Below are 15230 nucleotides of genomic sequence, written 5' to 3'. Positions count from 1 at the left end.
ATAAACCTGTTATCTAAAAGCTCATTGCAGACATGATAGCTTATATAACCTGTTACGTCTGTTAATTTAAATTAACAGACGTAACAGGTTATATAAGCTATCATGTCTGCAATGAGCTTTTAGATAACAGGTTTATGTATGCGTTAACCAGTTAATCACAACCTGTTCATATTTGCATAACCTGTTCATAGTGCATATATCCACAATCGTTGTATAACAAGGATTTCAGCTAATGGTTAGATTGGTAGATGAGTTTGTAACAGTATATATGCATTATCCTGTTACTACCTTAGCTAATATGTTATAGGTTTAATTTTAAATATTTAACAGGTTATAACAGTTTTATGCAATAACAAGTTATTGATTTTGCCGCGTCTCCCACCTCTTCCTTCTGCGATCGCTCTCCCAATTGCCAGCGCGGTTATCAGGTATTCGGCGTTCAGGCGGCGTGATGGGTGGTTATGACTGGCAACTGCGTTGCCTAAGCGACGGCGGCTTTGCCGCGTCTCCTGCTATGCCCCACAATAGTTATGCTTTGTTATTTTGGTCTGGCATAACTTCTATAAGCGCGTTTTCTATCTCATCAAGTGCTTTATCAAGCGCGTCTAACCGCTTGCGATTTTCCCACTCTTGATATGCGATCGCGACCTCTGAATCAGTTCCTAGCCCTGTGCTACTGCTGACCCTGCCTATGTGTTGGTGACAGGTATAGTCTGGGTTCTTGCCGCGCTTGACAATCCCTTTTAGCCTAGCTTTTGGGTTTCTCTTGAAAATTGGCTCATTAGCTTGCCATTTTGCGTATACATACCAGTAGATTTCACCATCTTTTTTATATTTTTTGCGTACTTCATACTGATGAATCCAGACCCCAGATTCAGACATTGGTTCATTGACCAGATGCTGCCTGATTTCCTTTAATTGTTGAAGCTTCTCTATGATTTGGTCGATGCGGTCTGTCATGGCAGTTATAGTGGTTATGCCTATTTAAAATTTTAGGGCATAACTTCTGTAGCCGCGCTAGTAGAGGCAAGCTACGCCTCCATACCGCATCTATTGGTTAGACATTTGTAATAACAAGTTTTGAAAGCGATAACAGGTTGTGACTATTCTTTGACAGCCAGCAAAATTTCTTAGAGAAAGCGATGCCGTACCACTTCGTGGAAGCAAGCTACGCGCAACGTCTCCAAGAGTTGGCAGCAAGCTACGCTCCTCAAAATTCTTAGAGAAAATCATCGCGCCCAGCCCTTACCCAAAATTCATTCATTGGGTTTTTAGTAGCAATTTGAGTAACTGGCTGGAACAAATCTATGATTAGCGATCGCAAGACAGAGGGCGGTTACGCCATTGCACAGAATCGTCAGCGCGGTTATTGACATCTGTGGTGTGGTGGACTGGACTGGCAACTGCGTTGCCACGTCTCCTGTTTTACGATAGCGATCGCTCCAGTAGTTATGCTTTGCTTTATTATTTTCTTCTGGCTAGCTCCCAGCTTACCCGCCACCGTAGGCAATCGCTAAGGGAGCAAGCACTTCACCCCATACCCAATGCCCAAGACTTACAACTACGTTGTCGCGTCTTTTCACTGGCATAGCCGCGCCACCATCTCAAGTTTGTACTGCTTTGCCAATGCTGGCTTTTATACAAAATTGGTAGTCACCACTGAGAAGAGCGGCATTTTGTATCAAGTTCTGATACCGTAGTCACGCCCTCTATATAAATAGATATTAATCATCATGACTACCAAATTCATCATAACTACCAGACCGTAACTACCAAAACCCAAATCCCCAATCTCAATTCTTAGCGTGACTACGGGCGTAGCTTGCAAAGGCGATCATCCTGACTGCCTAATTTCTCTGCCTCTAATTGACCACGGCGCGATCGCTTGCCTCACCCCTTCAGACGTTAAAGCCACCGCTCTTAATTTTGCTCCCGGCAGCAGTTAGACAATGGCCGCGATGCCTGCGGTTCTTGCTAGCCGAAGCACCTTCTTCGGCGTATGCTTAATTCCCTACCGATCGCAAAATCCCGATTAATTCTCTACCAACTTACTGCTGCTAGCTTTTATACAATACTTGGTAGTCACCACTGAGAAGAACGGCATTTTGTATCAAAATCTGATACCGTAGTCACGCCCTCTATATAAATAGATATTAATCATCATGACTACCAAATCTATTATGACTACCAGACCATGACTACCAAAACCCAAATCCCCAATCTCAATTCTTGACGTGACTACGGGCGATCGCACTTCTCCAATTTGGAATGCGTGAATTTGGAATTGATTTACCTTGCTTTTTCAAAAATACTTCACGTCCTTGCTCAAATTCTTTTTCGGACTCACTGAGTATTTTTACTTAAGTCAAAAACAGCCAATTTTCTCAAATCAACAATAGCGAAAATAACCGTAGTAGGTATGTTTATTTTCAGGCGGCTGATTTGAGCTTTTACCCTTGCCGTGTAGGACGTCAACAGGGCCATCATACTGCCGTCAATTTTACCATTAGAAGATTTACAAAATCCCAGAAAAATTTCGTTTTTGACGGCACTATCGCCGTCATACTGCCGTCATTACTGCCGTTCCCAATGGAATGTTTAAAAATATACATTTTTCCCACTTAAATGAGAATAACAGACAAATGTTTTTTGTCCATGACTTACGGGAGATTCTAACTCTGTTTGTAAACGCGATGGCGTAACCGCCCACCGGAGGTGATCTCTCCTAACAGTGGCGTGATCAGTTAGCTTTTGTGATCGGGTGACGCGATCGCTCTCTCTGTGTTACCTTGCCTCCCAATTGAGATTGGTAGCCACAGTTCGCTTACACCTCTCGACACTCCCAAGACCTTCGGTTAAGGAAGTTTTGCGTTGAGGGCAGTAGAGGTAGAAGAGAAACAGGGGGAAAAGAACTAATTGTCTATCAACTCTTTCCTCCCCTGCCTCTGCTTTGATTGGACACAAGCGTTGTAAAACCTCAGTCACTTTTGTAGTTCTTTTGTAGTTTTATCGGACTCATTTTTGGCTGATTCTTGATTTTTACCTCAACAAACTTTCCGCCAAATAAGGCGTACTGTGCGTCAAAAAAAGATGGATTACAGAGCTTAAAAGCTTTTAAGCGTGTTTAAAATTAGTAGGTAAATATGGGGATAAATCGGGTGACTTTTGGGATTTTTTGGGAATTATTGAGCTAATGAGAATTTTGTGACTGGAAGATGTTGAAGAGGTAAAAAATCAGCGATGAATTTGAATTTGCGTTCTGGAGGATTGGGATATATTGAGTTTAATTGGTGAGAATTGGTGAAAATCGGGAATTTGGGCGATTTTCGGTGTCACGCACAAAACAGCAAAATCAAAGCACAATTGTAATCTTTCACAAAATTTATTTACAAAGGCTGAAGGGATTACGGTATAGGCGTTTTCGCCTTTTAGGAACTATTCTTAACAAGGGGTCAAAAACGGGGTAAATTTTTGTAGATTTAATGTTGAATCTTGGTTCTCTTTCCAGGGGAATGCTCAACGTTCACTTTGTTTGTGATCAACTAACTCTCTACCGCGCATCTTGTGGTCAACCTAATCCAAAATAAAATCAGGAACGAAGAAAATGAAATTGATGAGCAGCGAAGGGTGTTGACTAAAAATAAAATTCTTTGGGTGACAGTTATATCCCGACATCACACAAAAAGCAATTCGCTTTACCTCTCGGATTGTCAGCATTTCCAGTGCAGAGATGGGGGCGATCGCTTTTCACAATCTGGCACAACTTTTGGAATTTCAATTTTTCACCGCGAATAAAATCGCCTCATCTAATTGGGGCCCCGCCGCGATCCCAAAACAAAAAAGGTATTTGGTGAGGTGAGGTGAGCAATAGCGATCGCGCCAAGGTCTTAACTCAGTCAAAGATACAGCTAATTTTCAGTCACGGTTTAGACAATGACCGCGATGGCAACACCCGCCCGCACCTTGTTCGGTGTCTGCCTGTTCAGTGCTTGCCGTATCCAACAGGTTAATGCTATCGACTATAGCGATCGCACCAAATCACCAAAAATAGCCTCTGTACTACATAATGCGCTACAAAGTGTTACGTAGAGTTAGGGCGGTGAGGTCAGGTTAAGGATTAGGGGTACTGATATCTTATTACGTAGCAAGTTTGTACTGTATCTTTTTAAGAAATATCTAGGTATAAATATAACTTTTCACAAGGTTTTGATATTTTTTCACTTTTGTTGTAAAAAAACTTTCTATCTTGGGTGCATATCCTGATGTGGCTACTTAAGAAAGTCTGAGATTATGAAGACAGATAACGGGTAAAAACTCCTCTATCTGGTATAAATTTAGTCACCTAACAAGGTAATTTTACGATGAATATGTTTACAAAAGGGGTTGCTAGCTTGGCTGCCTTAACCCTTGGTTTGTCTATTTTATAACCTTGGAATGATAGTTGTACAAATACCGTTCCAAACGATAAGTAGCTCACGTAACACATCCCCCAACAAGCCACTAACACAGAGTATCCAACCCGCTAATTGGCTTTAGTTTCTCCCTGCCTTAAAGCCTTCACCACTTAAAAATTCTTCATTTATCAGCAACAGAATTTTATCTGTGTCCTTGCCCTTGTTGGCATATAGAGTAACTGTTTGGGGTTGCTGTGTGGCTGACATTGCAGTTTTCTCATCTGTCAATCGTTTGTTGGCTATATCTAATTGGTTATTGCTATCTTCTAACTGGTTATTGCTTTGCCGTAACTCTTTAATTTCTGCTTCTAATTGGGCAGTTGATGCTTTCATTGAAGCTGGACTGACAACACAAGAAGAGATTGACCAGACGATTGCCCAAATAAAGGCATTGGCTGCTGACGAAACAACAATATTTTGCATCCCTCGCGTCACGCAGGTTTGGGCGCAAAAATAAGTTTATTGTTCCGGTTTCAAAAAATGCGATCGCCTAAACCCGTTAACAGATTTACTCGATTCAGTTGTAAGGGATAATCTACTGGGAAAGTAACTGCCTGTGATGACCTTGGAACCCAATAATCAGTTAAACCTATTTGCCAACATAAAACCCACACCAGCACGTAGAGCAGAGGCGCTGGTGATGAGTGCTGATGCACTGCTGAAGTGGAAAGCGCAAATCTTTGACTATCAGCAGCTAGTGAGAAAAAGTCAAGCACCAAAACAAGCAACACTGTTTGACCTAGCCCCGACACACTGTGACCCAGAGACGATAGACCCGTTTAAGCTGCATTTACAACCAATGGCTTTTTACCGGATGCCAGATGATTTTGGTCAAGCAGCTTTGTATTTTGTGATTGATTCTGCTGCTGAATTGCTACTTTATGTTGGGGAAACTAAGCGGAGTAACAAACGCTGGCGTGGGACTCATGGCTGCAAGGATTACATCAGCAGTTACCAAGACTTACATTATCGCTATCAGATAGAGACGGCGGTTAATATTGGTTTTTGGTGGGATGCTCCAGTTGAACGACGCGCACGGCAAGCGCTAGAGTTGAGCCTGATTCAAAAGTGGCGATCGCCATTTAACAAGGAGAATTGGGAGCAGTGGGGACAACCGTTTAAGTAGACTATTTTGTGATAGCGAAGGGCTTACGAGAATGTCTGACAATTTACCTTTTCAAAATCTAGACCAACTACAGCAATGGCATCAGGGTATAAAAGATGCCAACCGCAATAATATTTTCTGTCACTGTCGTACTTGCGGTTATGAGTGGATGGATTCAGCATTTGATGTTACTTGTATTCAATGCAGTAGCAAAGATGTAGAAAGTATTTCATCTTGGCAGTTTCCAGATGATTAAATCAAAATGCTCATTGAATAGTGCGATGGCGAAGCGAGTAAAGCGAGTGTGATTGTTGTTTTGGGAATATAAGCAACGCCTGACTGCACTATCCCCTTCAACAGCAGAATAATTAGTTGATTATTATTGGTATTAATAGTTATTATTCGGGTTTACCGAACCTCAAAATTCGAGTAAACCGTAATCTTTTTTACTGCTTAATTTTGTACGGTAATCATCAATTACTTGGTGATAATAGCCGAATTTACACGAGTTTTAACCATACTTATTATAAATACATAAGCACAAAACCAAGTGCAAAAACCATTAAACAATAGCTGAATTTTTCCGAGAAAGAATTATGGCACTAGTCCGTTACAACCCCTGGCAAGAATTGAACGCTTTAGAACGTCACATTAATGGCTTACTTGGAGATACCAGAGTACCATCTGCACGGTTTGACAGAGATTTTATCAAAGTTCCTGCTGCTGAACTACAAGAAACTGATGATGCTCTGCATTTGAAGCTAGAACTGCCAGGACTTGAAGCTAAAGACCTAGATATTCAAGTCACCCAAGACGCTGTTCACATTAGCGGTGAGCGCAAGTCCCAAACTCAAACCGAAAACAATGGCACTACAAGAAGTGAATTCTACTACGGTAAATTCCAACGTGTAATTCCTCTATCTGCCCGGATTCAAAATACCAATGTCACCGCAGATTATAAAGACGGTATCTTGAATTTGACACTGCCAAAAACTGAGCAAGAAAAGAACAAAGTTGTCAAGGTTAATTTAGAACAACCTGCTGCATAGTTTGAAACTACTAATCCTCCAATAATTGATTGAGATAGCTAAAAGCCCAGTTGTGAGATGACTGGGCTTTTTTGTATGCGATGTCTACTTTAAGGGGCTGCGCCTACGCTGTTGGTTTTCCTCTAAGAATGGTGTGGGGGCGATCGCTTTGCGCCATTGTCTACCAGCTATATCCCATCTCTACAAGTTTCCTCTAAGAATTACTGCTAAAACGGTGTGGTATTGAGATTAAGTTCTTGCCAACCACTTGAAAAGTGCTAAATCTATTAGTGATTCTAACGAATTAGAAATTTTACAAGTATCCCGCAAGTTGCTATACCAGTTAATTGGAACAGGGATTAATGATTTATATGAAAGACTTTGCATCAAATGAGGTCGTTTTTCTCGTGGCACAGCATCCCATTGGGATTGTAGCTTCATCTTGCCCAAGCCTTCCGGCACATGACCAACATCAGTAACAGAAGCACCGTCTGTCCATAATCTAATTCTGCCAATCACTTCTTTACTATTACCAAATAATGAACTTGGCACAGGCAACCACAGGAATATAATCAGCTGGCGAGTTTTAGATTGATAGCATAGTTCGGCTACTGGTTTAGCTTTACCTCTGCCATATCTAATAGTATTTCTACTTTCAATTTCTTCTTTGATTCGCTCATCAAAGCCAAGAACTTTCTCTCTAAGCCTGAGAATTGCTTGTTGTTCCTCCCCAGTGCAAGCACCAAGCCAATCTAAAAGTAATTGCGGTGGTTCTGGAATATTGCTTGATACAGTGCTAATGTCAAGTTCCTGATAGGTAATTGGAATTGACCAAGTTTGATTAGTATCAGTATCTTGCAGTTGTAAGTGAAAGTCTTGATTAATCTGGGCAACAGTAAAGAGCAAAAAATCGACTATCAACTTTGTGTGTTTGCGGTCAATCAGATTATGTCTGTGAAATGAGGGTGCGATCGCAAGTAACCGGACAGGTTGACTGTAATCAATTTGCTCTGGAAATGGTTTATCGTCTAGTAAGTTATCGTAGTAGCGAGTTAATTGCTGGACAACATATCTATCTTGAGTATTTTTGAGTTCTAAAATTACTAATTGTCTCGTTTCGTTAAGTGCTAAGATATCGCAGATTTCGCCCTTAACAGCATACTGTCGTTTTAAAGGTATTAAGCCTGATAATTGCTGTAGGTTATCCCAAACAAAATCTTCTAATGCTGCTTCTGATGCAAATTCCCAACTAGAACCTGTTTTACGTAGTGCTGCACCAGCTAACATATCTTCGTCACTGCAATATTACTAGAGTACTGAATATTATGGCATAACACGATGGCGTATCCGCCCGCCGCAGGCATCGCACCCAAAACTGTTTCTATAGAGTAGCTATATCTTTAGGTACATAATTCAGCAACTCCTTGCCACCTAAATCATTTCTGCTTTAATTTTGACTTTTTGAACCCAGTATCTAAACTCGTAATCTTCGTCATATTGGTACATCTCATAAAGCCCTTCAAGGCATTTTTCTAAACTTTCAAAATCTGTATCATTATCCCTGAAATCTTGCCATTCTCCAGTACCAGAAATCCAATATCCTAATTCTCGTCCTTCAAACTCAACACAGTAGACAATATAGCTGTCTTTGTTTGGAGAAGAACCAGAATATTTAGAAATTTTAGGAAAACCAAAAGAGTCTTTTAAAATATTAGCCATTGCATATCCTCATTATTCATATATTAGAAAATTGTCTCATTTTTCAGGAATAATCAGGTTATTACCGACATTACCCACTAAATAGTCCATAAAGTTAAGATGCGATGCCTACATCTGGCTGTGCCTACGCTCCTTTCCTCACGGTGAGAAGCGATCGCACTAATCATTGAGCATCTATCGCCTGCTTATGAAGTAGTGCATGAGGCGGAAATCCTTCTCGTTTAAGTTGGTGTTCATTCATATAGTCGCTATCAAGGATGCCGTAACTTCTGGTCTTTTCCGCCATCTCCATCACAAATTCTCTATTGAAAACTACTCCAAAATAAGTACTGCCTTTAAACTTATTTCCAATCCATGTAGGGTCAATTACTTGCATTGCGTTATTAACTAACCAAGCATGAGGTACTGCAAAATCCAACTCACCATCAATAGCAAAGCCTTCACAGTAACTTAGTTGCGAATAGTCCCATAATGCCTTGTAACAATTTTCAAAGCAAGCTTTACGTTCACCTTTAAATAGTGATTTAACCTGAGTTACAAAAGGTTTACCATAATCCAAAACTAGCCTTTGTGTACTTTTGTATTGAAAGTCAGAACGTGTGTTAAGTTGATCAATTAAATCTGCTTGTTCTTTTAATATTGTCAACAGACGGTCTAAGTTACTGCTCATTATTTAAATATTTCTTTGCTAATTCTTCAGTCTACTTATTTTTAATATTTAGATATTAAACCACCAATACTTATGTAATCCTCTCATTTTTGAATTTGCATTGCTATGTTCATCCGCCCATGTTAGTGTACTATCATCACCGCAAACATAACCAGAACCACCAAATTTATTCTGACCCTCATCTATTATTTCCATCATTACTTTAATAATTGTTCTTTCACTTACAGAAATTTCGTAATGTTCCAAGAGCAAATTTTTAATATCTTTAGCACAAACACCATCAAAAAACCTTGGCTTTTCATTAATTATATTAATAATTCTAGTTTTTAATTGTTCTGCTTTCATTGTTTTACATAAATATCTTCAGATTTTTATTTTATACATAAATCATTGTATTAAAACAAATCATTCTATAGGTTTTAGCCAACCAATAAATTTTTCATAATGAAATTGCTTATCTTCACAGTTAGCAATTCTAACAATATCTTCTTGATGATGAGGAAAAGAGAATGAGCCAAAATATCCTTCTTTTATCGAACCATCTTCTAATAATACAAAATAAGTTCCATTGTCTTCTGGTAGCCCTTCAATTAGTTCAAACTTTAATATTTTATTTGGCATTTTAATTTCACTTAAACGAATCGCTAAAATCTTTTTGTTCTAACTGTCTGAGTTTTTCTAACTTCCGATTTAAGAGTGAAGCATCAGTTTCTGGTTCACCATTGTCATCAGTTTCGCGTTCCTCGTCCAGCCATTCCAACAGTTCGGCTTTTGGACGAAATGACATTATGGGGCGCTTCTGGTTGTAATTTTCTTGAGCTTGGTAAAGTGCATCACGATTGGCTTCATTCCATCGCTGCTGAGAAGATTTTTCTTTTCCATTATCAGTAATTTCTGGCATTACCTCGATTTTGAGATAGCCTCCTTTACTCTTAAATTGCCAATTATTATTGTAATAATCGAAGTGTTTTTTAGCTCCTTTTTCTGTTTTCCATCGCTTGCACAAATGGAAACTTTTATTGATAAAAGCATATTCAAGATTAGAGTCAAATGTGTATAGCCAACCCAAAGGCTTATCTTCTCTGGTATAACAACGGTATCCGTAGTACATACATATAAGGTTCATCACAGACCTAAACTTTTCTTCAGTAACTTTGATAAAAGTACTTCTCTCACAGCTAACTTAATTTCATCTGCTGTCTTACTAATTGGGTTATAGTCTGGTGGTAATTCAAAAAACTCAGATGCCCAATAGCTGTTTTTGGTTTCCCGCTCGTACTTTTCTACTTCTTTGTAGGAACCAATGCAAATTTTCTCTTCTGTAAAGTACAGTCTGACTTTTCCCTCTTCATTTGGCTCAAACATAAAACTTAACCTCAATTGATTAAATAACTGAACTTTTAGCTTGTAGGTTCGTGTTCGCTGACATATTTTTTGATAATTTGCTCAATTTCTGATTCCATAGCATCCATGTGACCATCAACATCAGCATACCAGCCGTATTGATTAAGTGCAGCGATCGCAGCTTTGACAGTATCATTCACTGCTTGTTTTCTCCTACCTTCAGGTGATGCTAAATAAGTCTGTCGTTCTGCTTCCTTATGCCGCTCAAGAGTTTCAATTTTTTCTAAGATTGGTTGTATTTTATCTAGAGTCCAAAGGTAACTAGGTTCTACAGCACCAATTTCTTTGCCATCAGATGTGTAGCGTTTTCCATTAGAGAGAGTTACTTGTCCAGTTGGGGAAATGTGTTCAATTACCTCTATTTCAGCTTTAGTACCTATACGTACACTGTCATAGTAAAAAATTCCTACTTTATCTCCTGGTTTTAGTTCTAATGTGTTCATGTTTTTTTATTAAAAAATAAACTCAATTGATGGTGAAATATTTACCGCACGTTCACCACCTCCTCTAAGACCGAAAGCACCACGACCCGAAGGGAGATAGTCACCAGTTTTATAAATCACATCTTTAGCCCCAGCCATTGCTGCAATTTCTTGGCTTTGGTTTTTAATGAGAGTTTGTAGTCTCCGAGTATCTATACCTGGAACACGAGCTAAAAATGTTTTTGTTGATTGTGAAACTCGATTTAGTACACCCATCTCTACATAAATTTTGATTGCAGTTTCTAGAGATGCTCTCTCTTCATTAGTCATAGGATTATTGCTCACGACATCAAACTCAATTCCAGCAATGCTTCACTTCGAGTTAACAATCTGTCTGTGTACGGCGATCGCCAAAAAACCCCCGGCTGTTGTGGGTTGTCTTCCTTACACCATCCGGCATCACGTAGCTTTTTTGCTTCAGCGTCACGTTGAATAATCCGTGCCATAATTTCTCTGGACTGTGCAAGCGTATCCACCCACCGCAGGTTACTTTGATGGTGGTTCCTTTGAAACAGAGTTGCCCCGCTTCTATCTTCAATTAACCACCCCGAACTTGTGTTACTCCGTCCGGGTATACCGTTGGAATAGTAAGTATTGCGGACATAAAACCTACCATCAGGAGTAAGATATTCACCTGCTTCGATACGTTGCAGTTCAAGCTTTTTCATCATTGATACAATTTACTTTCTAGTTCCATAAGCTTTTTTAGTTGACGATTTAGAAGCATTCCATTACTTTCTAAATTGCCATTTTTATCTTTCAATCGCCCTTGTTCTAGCCATTCTAAAATTACAGGTGCAGGACGAAATGACCAAATAGGACGCTTTTTATTGTAGGCTAATTGTGCTTTTTTTATACTTTCTTGGTTAGCATCATTCCATTTATGCTGACTGGTTTTACCATCTTTTAAAATACGACGTTTATTCAAGAGAGGATTAAAATAACTAATCAACTCTTGCTCAAGCACGTTCAATTGGCTTGCATCTATAACTTGCAACCAGGATATTCTGACATTACCTATTTCCTGAAACTGCTGGTATCGATGATGTACTATCCATCGCTCTTGTAAGTTGATTGAGCAACCAATATAAAGAATATCATCGCTTACAGATAAAACAAAATAGATACCTGAGTAATCTGGTAATTGACGACACTGTTCAAGCGGAAGAGAAGGCAAACTTAAAAGATTAATAGTTGATAAGTCAATCATTAAAGTGTACCCCTAAATCACTACCTAAAGCTTTTTCAATTCCTTGCAATGTATCAAATGGCAATTCTTGAACTTTCTCGTTTTCAATCCGATTCCAGTGAGGAACGCTGATTCCAGCTTCAGCCGCTAGTTCTGCAAGAGACTTGTTTGATGCTTGCCTATATTTTTTTATCCGCTTACCTAAATCTGTAAACTCTTTACTAAAAGTGACTCGCATTAAGACATATTCCACCAAAGTTACTTTTTAAATAACCAATTTTATTTTTATTATAACTTGTTAAGAGTTACTTTATAAGTAATACTTGTAAAGTTATATAAATGTTGCAAAGAAACTCAAAGTGGCAATCATTAACTGACGGTAGTTTTTGGGTTATTTACAAGCTGACAAAATTGTATTCATGGCGATTGCGGTTGAGTTGAAAGACCCAGCCGCCTGTTAGTTCTTGAATTGTAACTGCACCAATGTAGTGGCGGATGTGCATTGCAGTGTCGATATTGCCCCAGATGGGATTTACCATCGTTGCATCGGTTTGCAGGTATGCACCGCTATCATTTTTGATTACATAGGGGTAAGCAGTATGCATAACTTTTCTATTAACTCTCTATTGTTTGAGATAATACTGTTTTTGCTGGGATGCGATCGCAACTATTTAACTAAGCTGATTATGATTCTTTCCCACCCATTACTAAAACTGGCTCAATCCAAACTAGTTTTCTTTGCTGTCTGCCTTCGCCATAAGGTTGATTGCGTAAAAAGCCTCTGCGCCAATGAACACTCTTAGAGCCATGTGTACTGCTACTGCCTTCACTGCTTTGCGTCCCTTCACGCTTGAGTCGATATCCAAGTCCTAGCCAAAGTGGTTGATAAAAATCTTGCGCTTGCGCTTTGCCAAAACCTCTATTCACCCTGACTAGTTCGCTTGTTGTATTTACAAGTTCAGGGCGGCACTCCATAATCAAAATCAATCGTAGTAAAATTGAGTGCAAATATTCATTAAATCCTTTGACTACTTTGGGATCAATATCTTGAGAATCGGTATAGGTAAGTTTTTGTGCATCAAGTTTAAATCTGCGGCAAAAGAAATTAGATCCATCGGTTGCTGTCCAATAAAGGATACCAGCTTCACTATCGAAACACCAAAAAATCGCATCAATGCTCTTATTTTCAGGAGAAAGAATTACTCCTTTGGGCAGCATAAACATTCCTGTTTTCATTGCCCAATTTAAACTGTCTACTTCAACAGTTAACACTGATTGCAGCAAGGCTTCGAGTAAATCTTTATTCACCCAATAAGCAGGACATTTAGCTTGACCTACTTTAAACAAGGTGTATAGAGTGATGTTCATCGATTCTGCGGGATTAGTCCTTAATTGGCGCAGTAGCCTTTGTTCCTCCGAAGAGTAATAAAATTCTGCAACAATACCGCACATCTTTTCATAGCTTTCGTAACCGTCTACATGAACAACGGGACGAATAACAATTTCATTAAACCAACCTTTAGGTTTTTTGCTCATGCGCTGCGCTTTAAAAACTCTTGGCGATGCCATCTCATTGCATCAACTCTAGGATAATACTGTTGTTGGCTTGGTAAGATAATGCGATCGCCCCTAAATTCTCGCATTGGTTTGGCGTTGGGTGAATCTTCCCGCAGGTTGTCAGAGACGATGATAGTGTAATCGTCATTGATGGTGAACCAGAAGCGGTCAAATGCCCAGTGATGATTTTTGCATAGTGACAACCCATTATCAATGCGGTCATCGTAGAACTGGGAGAATGGTTTGATGTGTGAGCCATCAACGATGTTCTGACCGAGTGAATCGAGTATTTGCAATCCGCAAAAGGCGCAAGTATGGTTGTAAGTTGAGACAACGATTTTACGGAACGCACCATCTCGCACAATTACAGCTTGTTCATCTTCTAATTCCTCTAGTTGGTAGACCTTACCGCCGGAACGTTGCAACTGGTCTTGTAGTTCAGCAAAGGCGTTGACTTGCAATAATGACTCGATATCCTGTGTACGCTCGTTAAACCACGAATTAATAAGTGTGTGGGTTAGTACAGTGCGTTCGCTCTCGTTTTGCAGGAGTGACCAGAGTTCATCATCGAGGTAAGCATACTCTACAGTTTGCCTAATGGTACTGGGAGTTCTGATTTTCACCTTGGCAGCAATCAATGATTCAAACCCCAGTTTCATCTCAAAATACCAGAAACCGTCACTGGTGAGGTGGTAAAAAGGTAAACCTATATCCGGCTTGCGTACTGGTTCTAAGTGGCTCCACAGCTTGAGAAATGTGGCGATGAGTTCAGCAGATAGAGGAATTTGGTTTCTCACTATCTGCCCAGTAGTTATCATTTCAATGATAGATAAAAGCAAAATCGGTTTATTGGGCGCACCAGGGCTAACATTTAAGCCTAGCTTCCCAACAGACCTCGGAGAAAATTTCTTAACGTAGTAAGCTAAATCTTTGGCCATTCGCAGTTATGAGAGAATATCGCTGTACACGTAACGCATTATACTCACACGAATGCACTGGGCGCGATGACCTCAGAGAACGCCAGGGTCATTACATCTGGGCAATCAACGAAGAAGCTGCATGGCAAGAAATGGCACGGCGGTATCCAGAGGAAACTACAGAAGGGTTTACTGTCCAGGAGTGGGAAAGTTTTGACGTTAAGGTGGTGGAAGTTAAACGGGATGAAAATGGGGATATTATTGGTTGATGGAAACTCTGAATTGGATTGACAAATCTGCATGGGCAGACGGTGAATGGCAACAAGAACCTGACAGAATAGAATGGGTTTATCTGGGATTCCCTTGTTTAATAGTTAGGCAAAATGAAGGTACTTTGTCTGGGTACGTGGCTATTAATACAACTCATCCTTATTATGGTAAGGATATGGAAGATAATGAATTTCAATTCATTCGGGTTCATGGAAAAATTACATTTTCTGAAGGAAATCATCAAAGTGAAGACCCCAGAGCAGTTTGTCATAAATTATTACCAAAAACCGCTAATAATTGGTGGATAGGATTTGATTGTATGCACAGTGAAGATGTTATCCCAATTATGGTTAATTTTTTTAACTTTAGAGATAGCACCTATATAGCGTTTACCAGTCTAATGAAGTACACTAATTAAAATAAATCAGTGTATCT

Annotated in this window: 25 protein-coding genes; 8 read left to right on the top strand and 17 right to left on the bottom strand. The window is 39.6% G+C overall.

All coding sequences use genetic code 11. The features are described 5' to 3' along the window. Positions 1-528 precede the first annotated feature (528 nt). Positions 529-960, bottom strand: coding sequence for a hypothetical protein (locus tag ABF638_RS32325; protein WP_179076787.1), 432 nt, complete (start codon positions 958-960; stop codon positions 529-531). 409 nt (positions 961-1369) lie between these two features. Here ABF638_RS32325 and ABF638_RS32320 point away from each other — a divergent pair, with 409 nt between their 5' ends. The 3 genes from ABF638_RS32320 to ABF638_RS32310 all read left to right on the top strand — a co-directional run bounded on the left by ABF638_RS32320 (position 1370) and on the right by ABF638_RS32310 (position 4089). Further along, on the top strand, positions 1370-1591 hold the full coding sequence (locus ABF638_RS32320) for a hypothetical protein (RefSeq protein ID WP_435026930.1): 222 nt from the start codon (positions 1370-1372) through the stop codon (positions 1589-1591). 214 nt (positions 1592-1805) lie between these two features. After that, on the top strand, positions 1806-1946 hold the full coding sequence (locus ABF638_RS32315; protein WP_435026929.1) for a hypothetical protein: 141 nt from the start codon (positions 1806-1808) through the stop codon (positions 1944-1946). A gap of 1996 nt (positions 1947-3942) precedes the next feature. Continuing rightward, positions 3943-4089, top strand: a complete 147-nt coding sequence (locus tag ABF638_RS32310) for a hypothetical protein (protein WP_435026928.1) — start codon at positions 3943-3945, stop codon at positions 4087-4089. A gap of 443 nt (positions 4090-4532) precedes the next feature. On the opposite strand, the gene ABF638_RS32305 is transcribed toward ABF638_RS32310, so the two are convergent. After that, on the bottom strand, positions 4533-4877 hold the full coding sequence (locus ABF638_RS32305) for a hypothetical protein (protein ID WP_435026927.1): 345 nt from the start codon (positions 4875-4877) through the stop codon (positions 4533-4535). A 136-nt stretch (positions 4878-5013) separates the two neighbouring features. Here ABF638_RS32305 and ABF638_RS32300 point away from each other — a divergent pair, with 136 nt between their 5' ends. The 3 genes from ABF638_RS32300 to ABF638_RS32290 all read left to right on the top strand — a co-directional run bounded on the left by ABF638_RS32300 (position 5014) and on the right by ABF638_RS32290 (position 6608). Continuing rightward, complete coding sequence (locus ABF638_RS32300) at positions 5014-5580, top strand: hypothetical protein (RefSeq protein ID WP_069068111.1); 567 nt, start codon at positions 5014-5016, stop codon at positions 5578-5580. Positions 5581-5611: 31 nt separating this feature from the next. Further along, positions 5612-5815: a hypothetical protein gene (locus ABF638_RS32295; protein WP_435026926.1), complete on the top strand. Its 204-nt coding sequence runs from the start codon at positions 5612-5614 to the stop codon at positions 5813-5815. Positions 5816-6155: 340 nt separating this feature from the next. Continuing rightward, complete coding sequence (locus ABF638_RS32290; RefSeq protein WP_435026925.1) at positions 6156-6608, top strand: Hsp20/alpha crystallin family protein; 453 nt, start codon at positions 6156-6158, stop codon at positions 6606-6608. Between the two features lie 228 nt (positions 6609-6836). On the opposite strand, the gene ABF638_RS32285 is transcribed toward ABF638_RS32290, so the two are convergent. The 15 genes from ABF638_RS32285 to ABF638_RS32215 form a co-directional block, all read right to left on the bottom strand. Then, positions 6837-7874: an endonuclease NucS domain-containing protein gene (locus ABF638_RS32285; RefSeq protein ID WP_435026924.1), complete on the bottom strand. Its 1038-nt coding sequence runs from the start codon at positions 7872-7874 to the stop codon at positions 6837-6839. A 144-nt stretch (positions 7875-8018) separates the two neighbouring features. Next, positions 8019-8306 carry a hypothetical protein gene (locus tag ABF638_RS32280; protein WP_392530155.1) on the bottom strand — a complete coding sequence of 96 codons (288 nt, stop codon included), beginning with the start codon at positions 8304-8306 and terminating at the stop codon, positions 8019-8021. A gap of 163 nt (positions 8307-8469) precedes the next feature. Beyond that, positions 8470-8976: a hypothetical protein gene (locus ABF638_RS32275; RefSeq protein WP_435026923.1), complete on the bottom strand. Its 507-nt coding sequence runs from the start codon at positions 8974-8976 to the stop codon at positions 8470-8472. 48 nt (positions 8977-9024) lie between these two features. Beyond that, positions 9025-9321, bottom strand: coding sequence for a hypothetical protein (locus tag ABF638_RS32270; RefSeq protein WP_435026922.1), 297 nt, complete (start codon positions 9319-9321; stop codon positions 9025-9027). Positions 9322-9381: 60 nt separating this feature from the next. Continuing rightward, entirely contained in the window at positions 9382-9597 is a 216-nt protein-coding gene (locus tag ABF638_RS32265) for a hypothetical protein (protein WP_334840837.1), read from the bottom strand. A gap of 7 nt (positions 9598-9604) precedes the next feature. Further along, positions 9605-10087 carry a hypothetical protein gene (locus ABF638_RS32260; protein ID WP_435026921.1) on the bottom strand — a complete coding sequence of 161 codons (483 nt, stop codon included), beginning with the start codon at positions 10085-10087 and terminating at the stop codon, positions 9605-9607. A 14-nt stretch (positions 10088-10101) separates the two neighbouring features. Next, on the bottom strand, positions 10102-10341 hold the full coding sequence (locus ABF638_RS32255) for a hypothetical protein (protein ID WP_435026920.1): 240 nt from the start codon (positions 10339-10341) through the stop codon (positions 10102-10104). Between the two features lie 35 nt (positions 10342-10376). Further along, entirely contained in the window at positions 10377-10823 is a 447-nt protein-coding gene (locus ABF638_RS32250; RefSeq protein WP_435026919.1) for a hypothetical protein, read from the bottom strand. 9 nt (positions 10824-10832) lie between these two features. Further along, the gene (locus ABF638_RS32245; RefSeq protein ID WP_146110990.1) at positions 10833-11132 is read right to left on the bottom strand and encodes a hypothetical protein; all 300 of its coding nucleotides are present in this window, start codon (positions 11130-11132) and stop codon (positions 10833-10835) included. A gap of 11 nt (positions 11133-11143) precedes the next feature. Next, positions 11144-11533, bottom strand: coding sequence for a hypothetical protein (locus ABF638_RS32240; protein WP_435026918.1), 390 nt, complete (start codon positions 11531-11533; stop codon positions 11144-11146). Then, positions 11530-12072, bottom strand: coding sequence for a GIY-YIG nuclease family protein (locus ABF638_RS32235; RefSeq protein ID WP_435026917.1), 543 nt, complete (start codon positions 12070-12072; stop codon positions 11530-11532). The genes ABF638_RS32240 and ABF638_RS32235 overlap by 4 nt, the downstream gene beginning before the upstream one ends. Next, positions 12065-12289 (bottom strand): helix-turn-helix domain-containing protein, encoded by a 225-nt coding sequence (locus ABF638_RS32230; RefSeq protein WP_258169925.1) that lies wholly within the window; start codon positions 12287-12289, stop codon positions 12065-12067. Before ABF638_RS32230 ends, ABF638_RS32235 begins: the two co-directional genes overlap by 8 nt. 157 nt (positions 12290-12446) lie before the next feature. After that, complete coding sequence (locus ABF638_RS32225) at positions 12447-12656, bottom strand: hypothetical protein (protein ID WP_435026916.1); 210 nt, start codon at positions 12654-12656, stop codon at positions 12447-12449. A 79-nt stretch (positions 12657-12735) separates the two neighbouring features. Beyond that, positions 12736-13587, bottom strand: coding sequence for a hypothetical protein (locus ABF638_RS32220; protein ID WP_435026915.1), 852 nt, complete (start codon positions 13585-13587; stop codon positions 12736-12738). Then, positions 13584-14546: an HNH endonuclease gene (locus ABF638_RS32215; protein WP_435026914.1), complete on the bottom strand. Its 963-nt coding sequence runs from the start codon at positions 14544-14546 to the stop codon at positions 13584-13586. The genes ABF638_RS32220 and ABF638_RS32215 overlap by 4 nt, the downstream gene beginning before the upstream one ends. An 8-nt stretch (positions 14547-14554) precedes the next feature. Between ABF638_RS32215 and ABF638_RS32210 the strand changes: the two genes are divergently transcribed. Together ABF638_RS32210 and ABF638_RS32205 are read left to right on the top strand one after the other, a co-directional pair. After that, positions 14555-14794 (top strand): hypothetical protein, encoded by a 240-nt coding sequence (locus ABF638_RS32210; RefSeq protein WP_292850565.1) that lies wholly within the window; start codon positions 14555-14557, stop codon positions 14792-14794. Beyond that, the gene (locus ABF638_RS32205) at positions 14794-15213 is read left to right on the top strand and encodes a hypothetical protein (protein ID WP_435026913.1); all 420 of its coding nucleotides are present in this window, start codon (positions 14794-14796) and stop codon (positions 15211-15213) included. Before ABF638_RS32210 ends, ABF638_RS32205 begins: the two co-directional genes overlap by 1 nt. The last annotated feature ends 17 nt before the right edge of the window (positions 15214-15230 follow it).

It is taken from the genome of Nostoc sp. CALU 1950 (assembly GCF_051172895.1).
GTDB classification, from domain to species: Bacteria; Cyanobacteriota; Cyanobacteriia; order Cyanobacteriales; family Nostocaceae; genus Nostoc; species Nostoc edaphicum_A.
The sequence above is the reverse complement of the archived record's forward strand: the minus strand, read 5'-3'. Positions and strand labels throughout refer to the sequence as shown.

Coding starts and splice junctions, on each gene's coding strand:
- ABF638_RS32300 (WP_069068111.1), top strand. CDS start 5,014: ATGACCTTGGAACCCAATAATCAGTTAAACCTATTTGCCAACATAAAA.
- ABF638_RS32265 (WP_334840837.1), bottom strand. CDS start 9,597: ATGCCAAATAAAATATTAAAGTTTGAACTAATTGAAGGGCTACCAGAA.
- ABF638_RS32210 (WP_292850565.1), top strand. CDS start 14,555: ATGAGAGAATATCGCTGTACACGTAACGCATTATACTCACACGAATGC.
- ABF638_RS32255 (WP_435026920.1), bottom strand. CDS start 10,341: ATGTTTGAGCCAAATGAAGAGGGAAAAGTCAGACTGTACTTTACAGAA.
- ABF638_RS32205 (WP_435026913.1), top strand. CDS start 14,794: ATGGAAACTCTGAATTGGATTGACAAATCTGCATGGGCAGACGGTGAA.
- ABF638_RS32245 (WP_146110990.1), bottom strand. CDS start 11,132: ATGACTAATGAAGAGAGAGCATCTCTAGAAACTGCAATCAAAATTTAT.
- ABF638_RS32275 (WP_435026923.1), bottom strand. CDS start 8,976: ATGAGCAGTAACTTAGACCGTCTGTTGACAATATTAAAAGAACAAGCA.
- ABF638_RS32235 (WP_435026917.1), bottom strand. CDS start 12,072: ATGATTGACTTATCAACTATTAATCTTTTAAGTTTGCCTTCTCTTCCG.
- ABF638_RS32230 (WP_258169925.1), bottom strand. CDS start 12,289: ATGCGAGTCACTTTTAGTAAAGAGTTTACAGATTTAGGTAAGCGGATA.
- ABF638_RS32260 (WP_435026921.1), bottom strand. CDS start 10,087: ATGTACTACGGATACCGTTGTTATACCAGAGAAGATAAGCCTTTGGGT.
- ABF638_RS32270 (WP_435026922.1), bottom strand. CDS start 9,321: ATGAAAGCAGAACAATTAAAAACTAGAATTATTAATATAATTAATGAA.
- ABF638_RS32240 (WP_435026918.1), bottom strand. CDS start 11,533: ATGATGAAAAAGCTTGAACTGCAACGTATCGAAGCAGGTGAATATCTT.
- ABF638_RS32215 (WP_435026914.1), bottom strand. CDS start 14,546: ATGGCCAAAGATTTAGCTTACTACGTTAAGAAATTTTCTCCGAGGTCT.
- ABF638_RS32220 (WP_435026915.1), bottom strand. CDS start 13,587: ATGAGCAAAAAACCTAAAGGTTGGTTTAATGAAATTGTTATTCGTCCC.
- ABF638_RS32285 (WP_435026924.1), bottom strand. CDS start 7,874: ATGTTAGCTGGTGCAGCACTACGTAAAACAGGTTCTAGTTGGGAATTT.
- ABF638_RS32290 (WP_435026925.1), top strand. CDS start 6,156: ATGGCACTAGTCCGTTACAACCCCTGGCAAGAATTGAACGCTTTAGAA.
- ABF638_RS32310 (WP_435026928.1), top strand. CDS start 3,943: ATGGCAACACCCGCCCGCACCTTGTTCGGTGTCTGCCTGTTCAGTGCT.
- ABF638_RS32305 (WP_435026927.1), bottom strand. CDS start 4,877: ATGCAAAATATTGTTGTTTCGTCAGCAGCCAATGCCTTTATTTGGGCA.
- ABF638_RS32250 (WP_435026919.1), bottom strand. CDS start 10,823: ATGAACACATTAGAACTAAAACCAGGAGATAAAGTAGGAATTTTTTAC.
- ABF638_RS32295 (WP_435026926.1), top strand. CDS start 5,612: ATGTCTGACAATTTACCTTTTCAAAATCTAGACCAACTACAGCAATGG.
- ABF638_RS32225 (WP_435026916.1), bottom strand. CDS start 12,656: ATGCATACTGCTTACCCCTATGTAATCAAAAATGATAGCGGTGCATAC.
- ABF638_RS32325 (WP_179076787.1), bottom strand. CDS start 960: ATGACAGACCGCATCGACCAAATCATAGAGAAGCTTCAACAATTAAAG.
- ABF638_RS32280 (WP_392530155.1), bottom strand. CDS start 8,306: ATGGCTAATATTTTAAAAGACTCTTTTGGTTTTCCTAAAATTTCTAAA.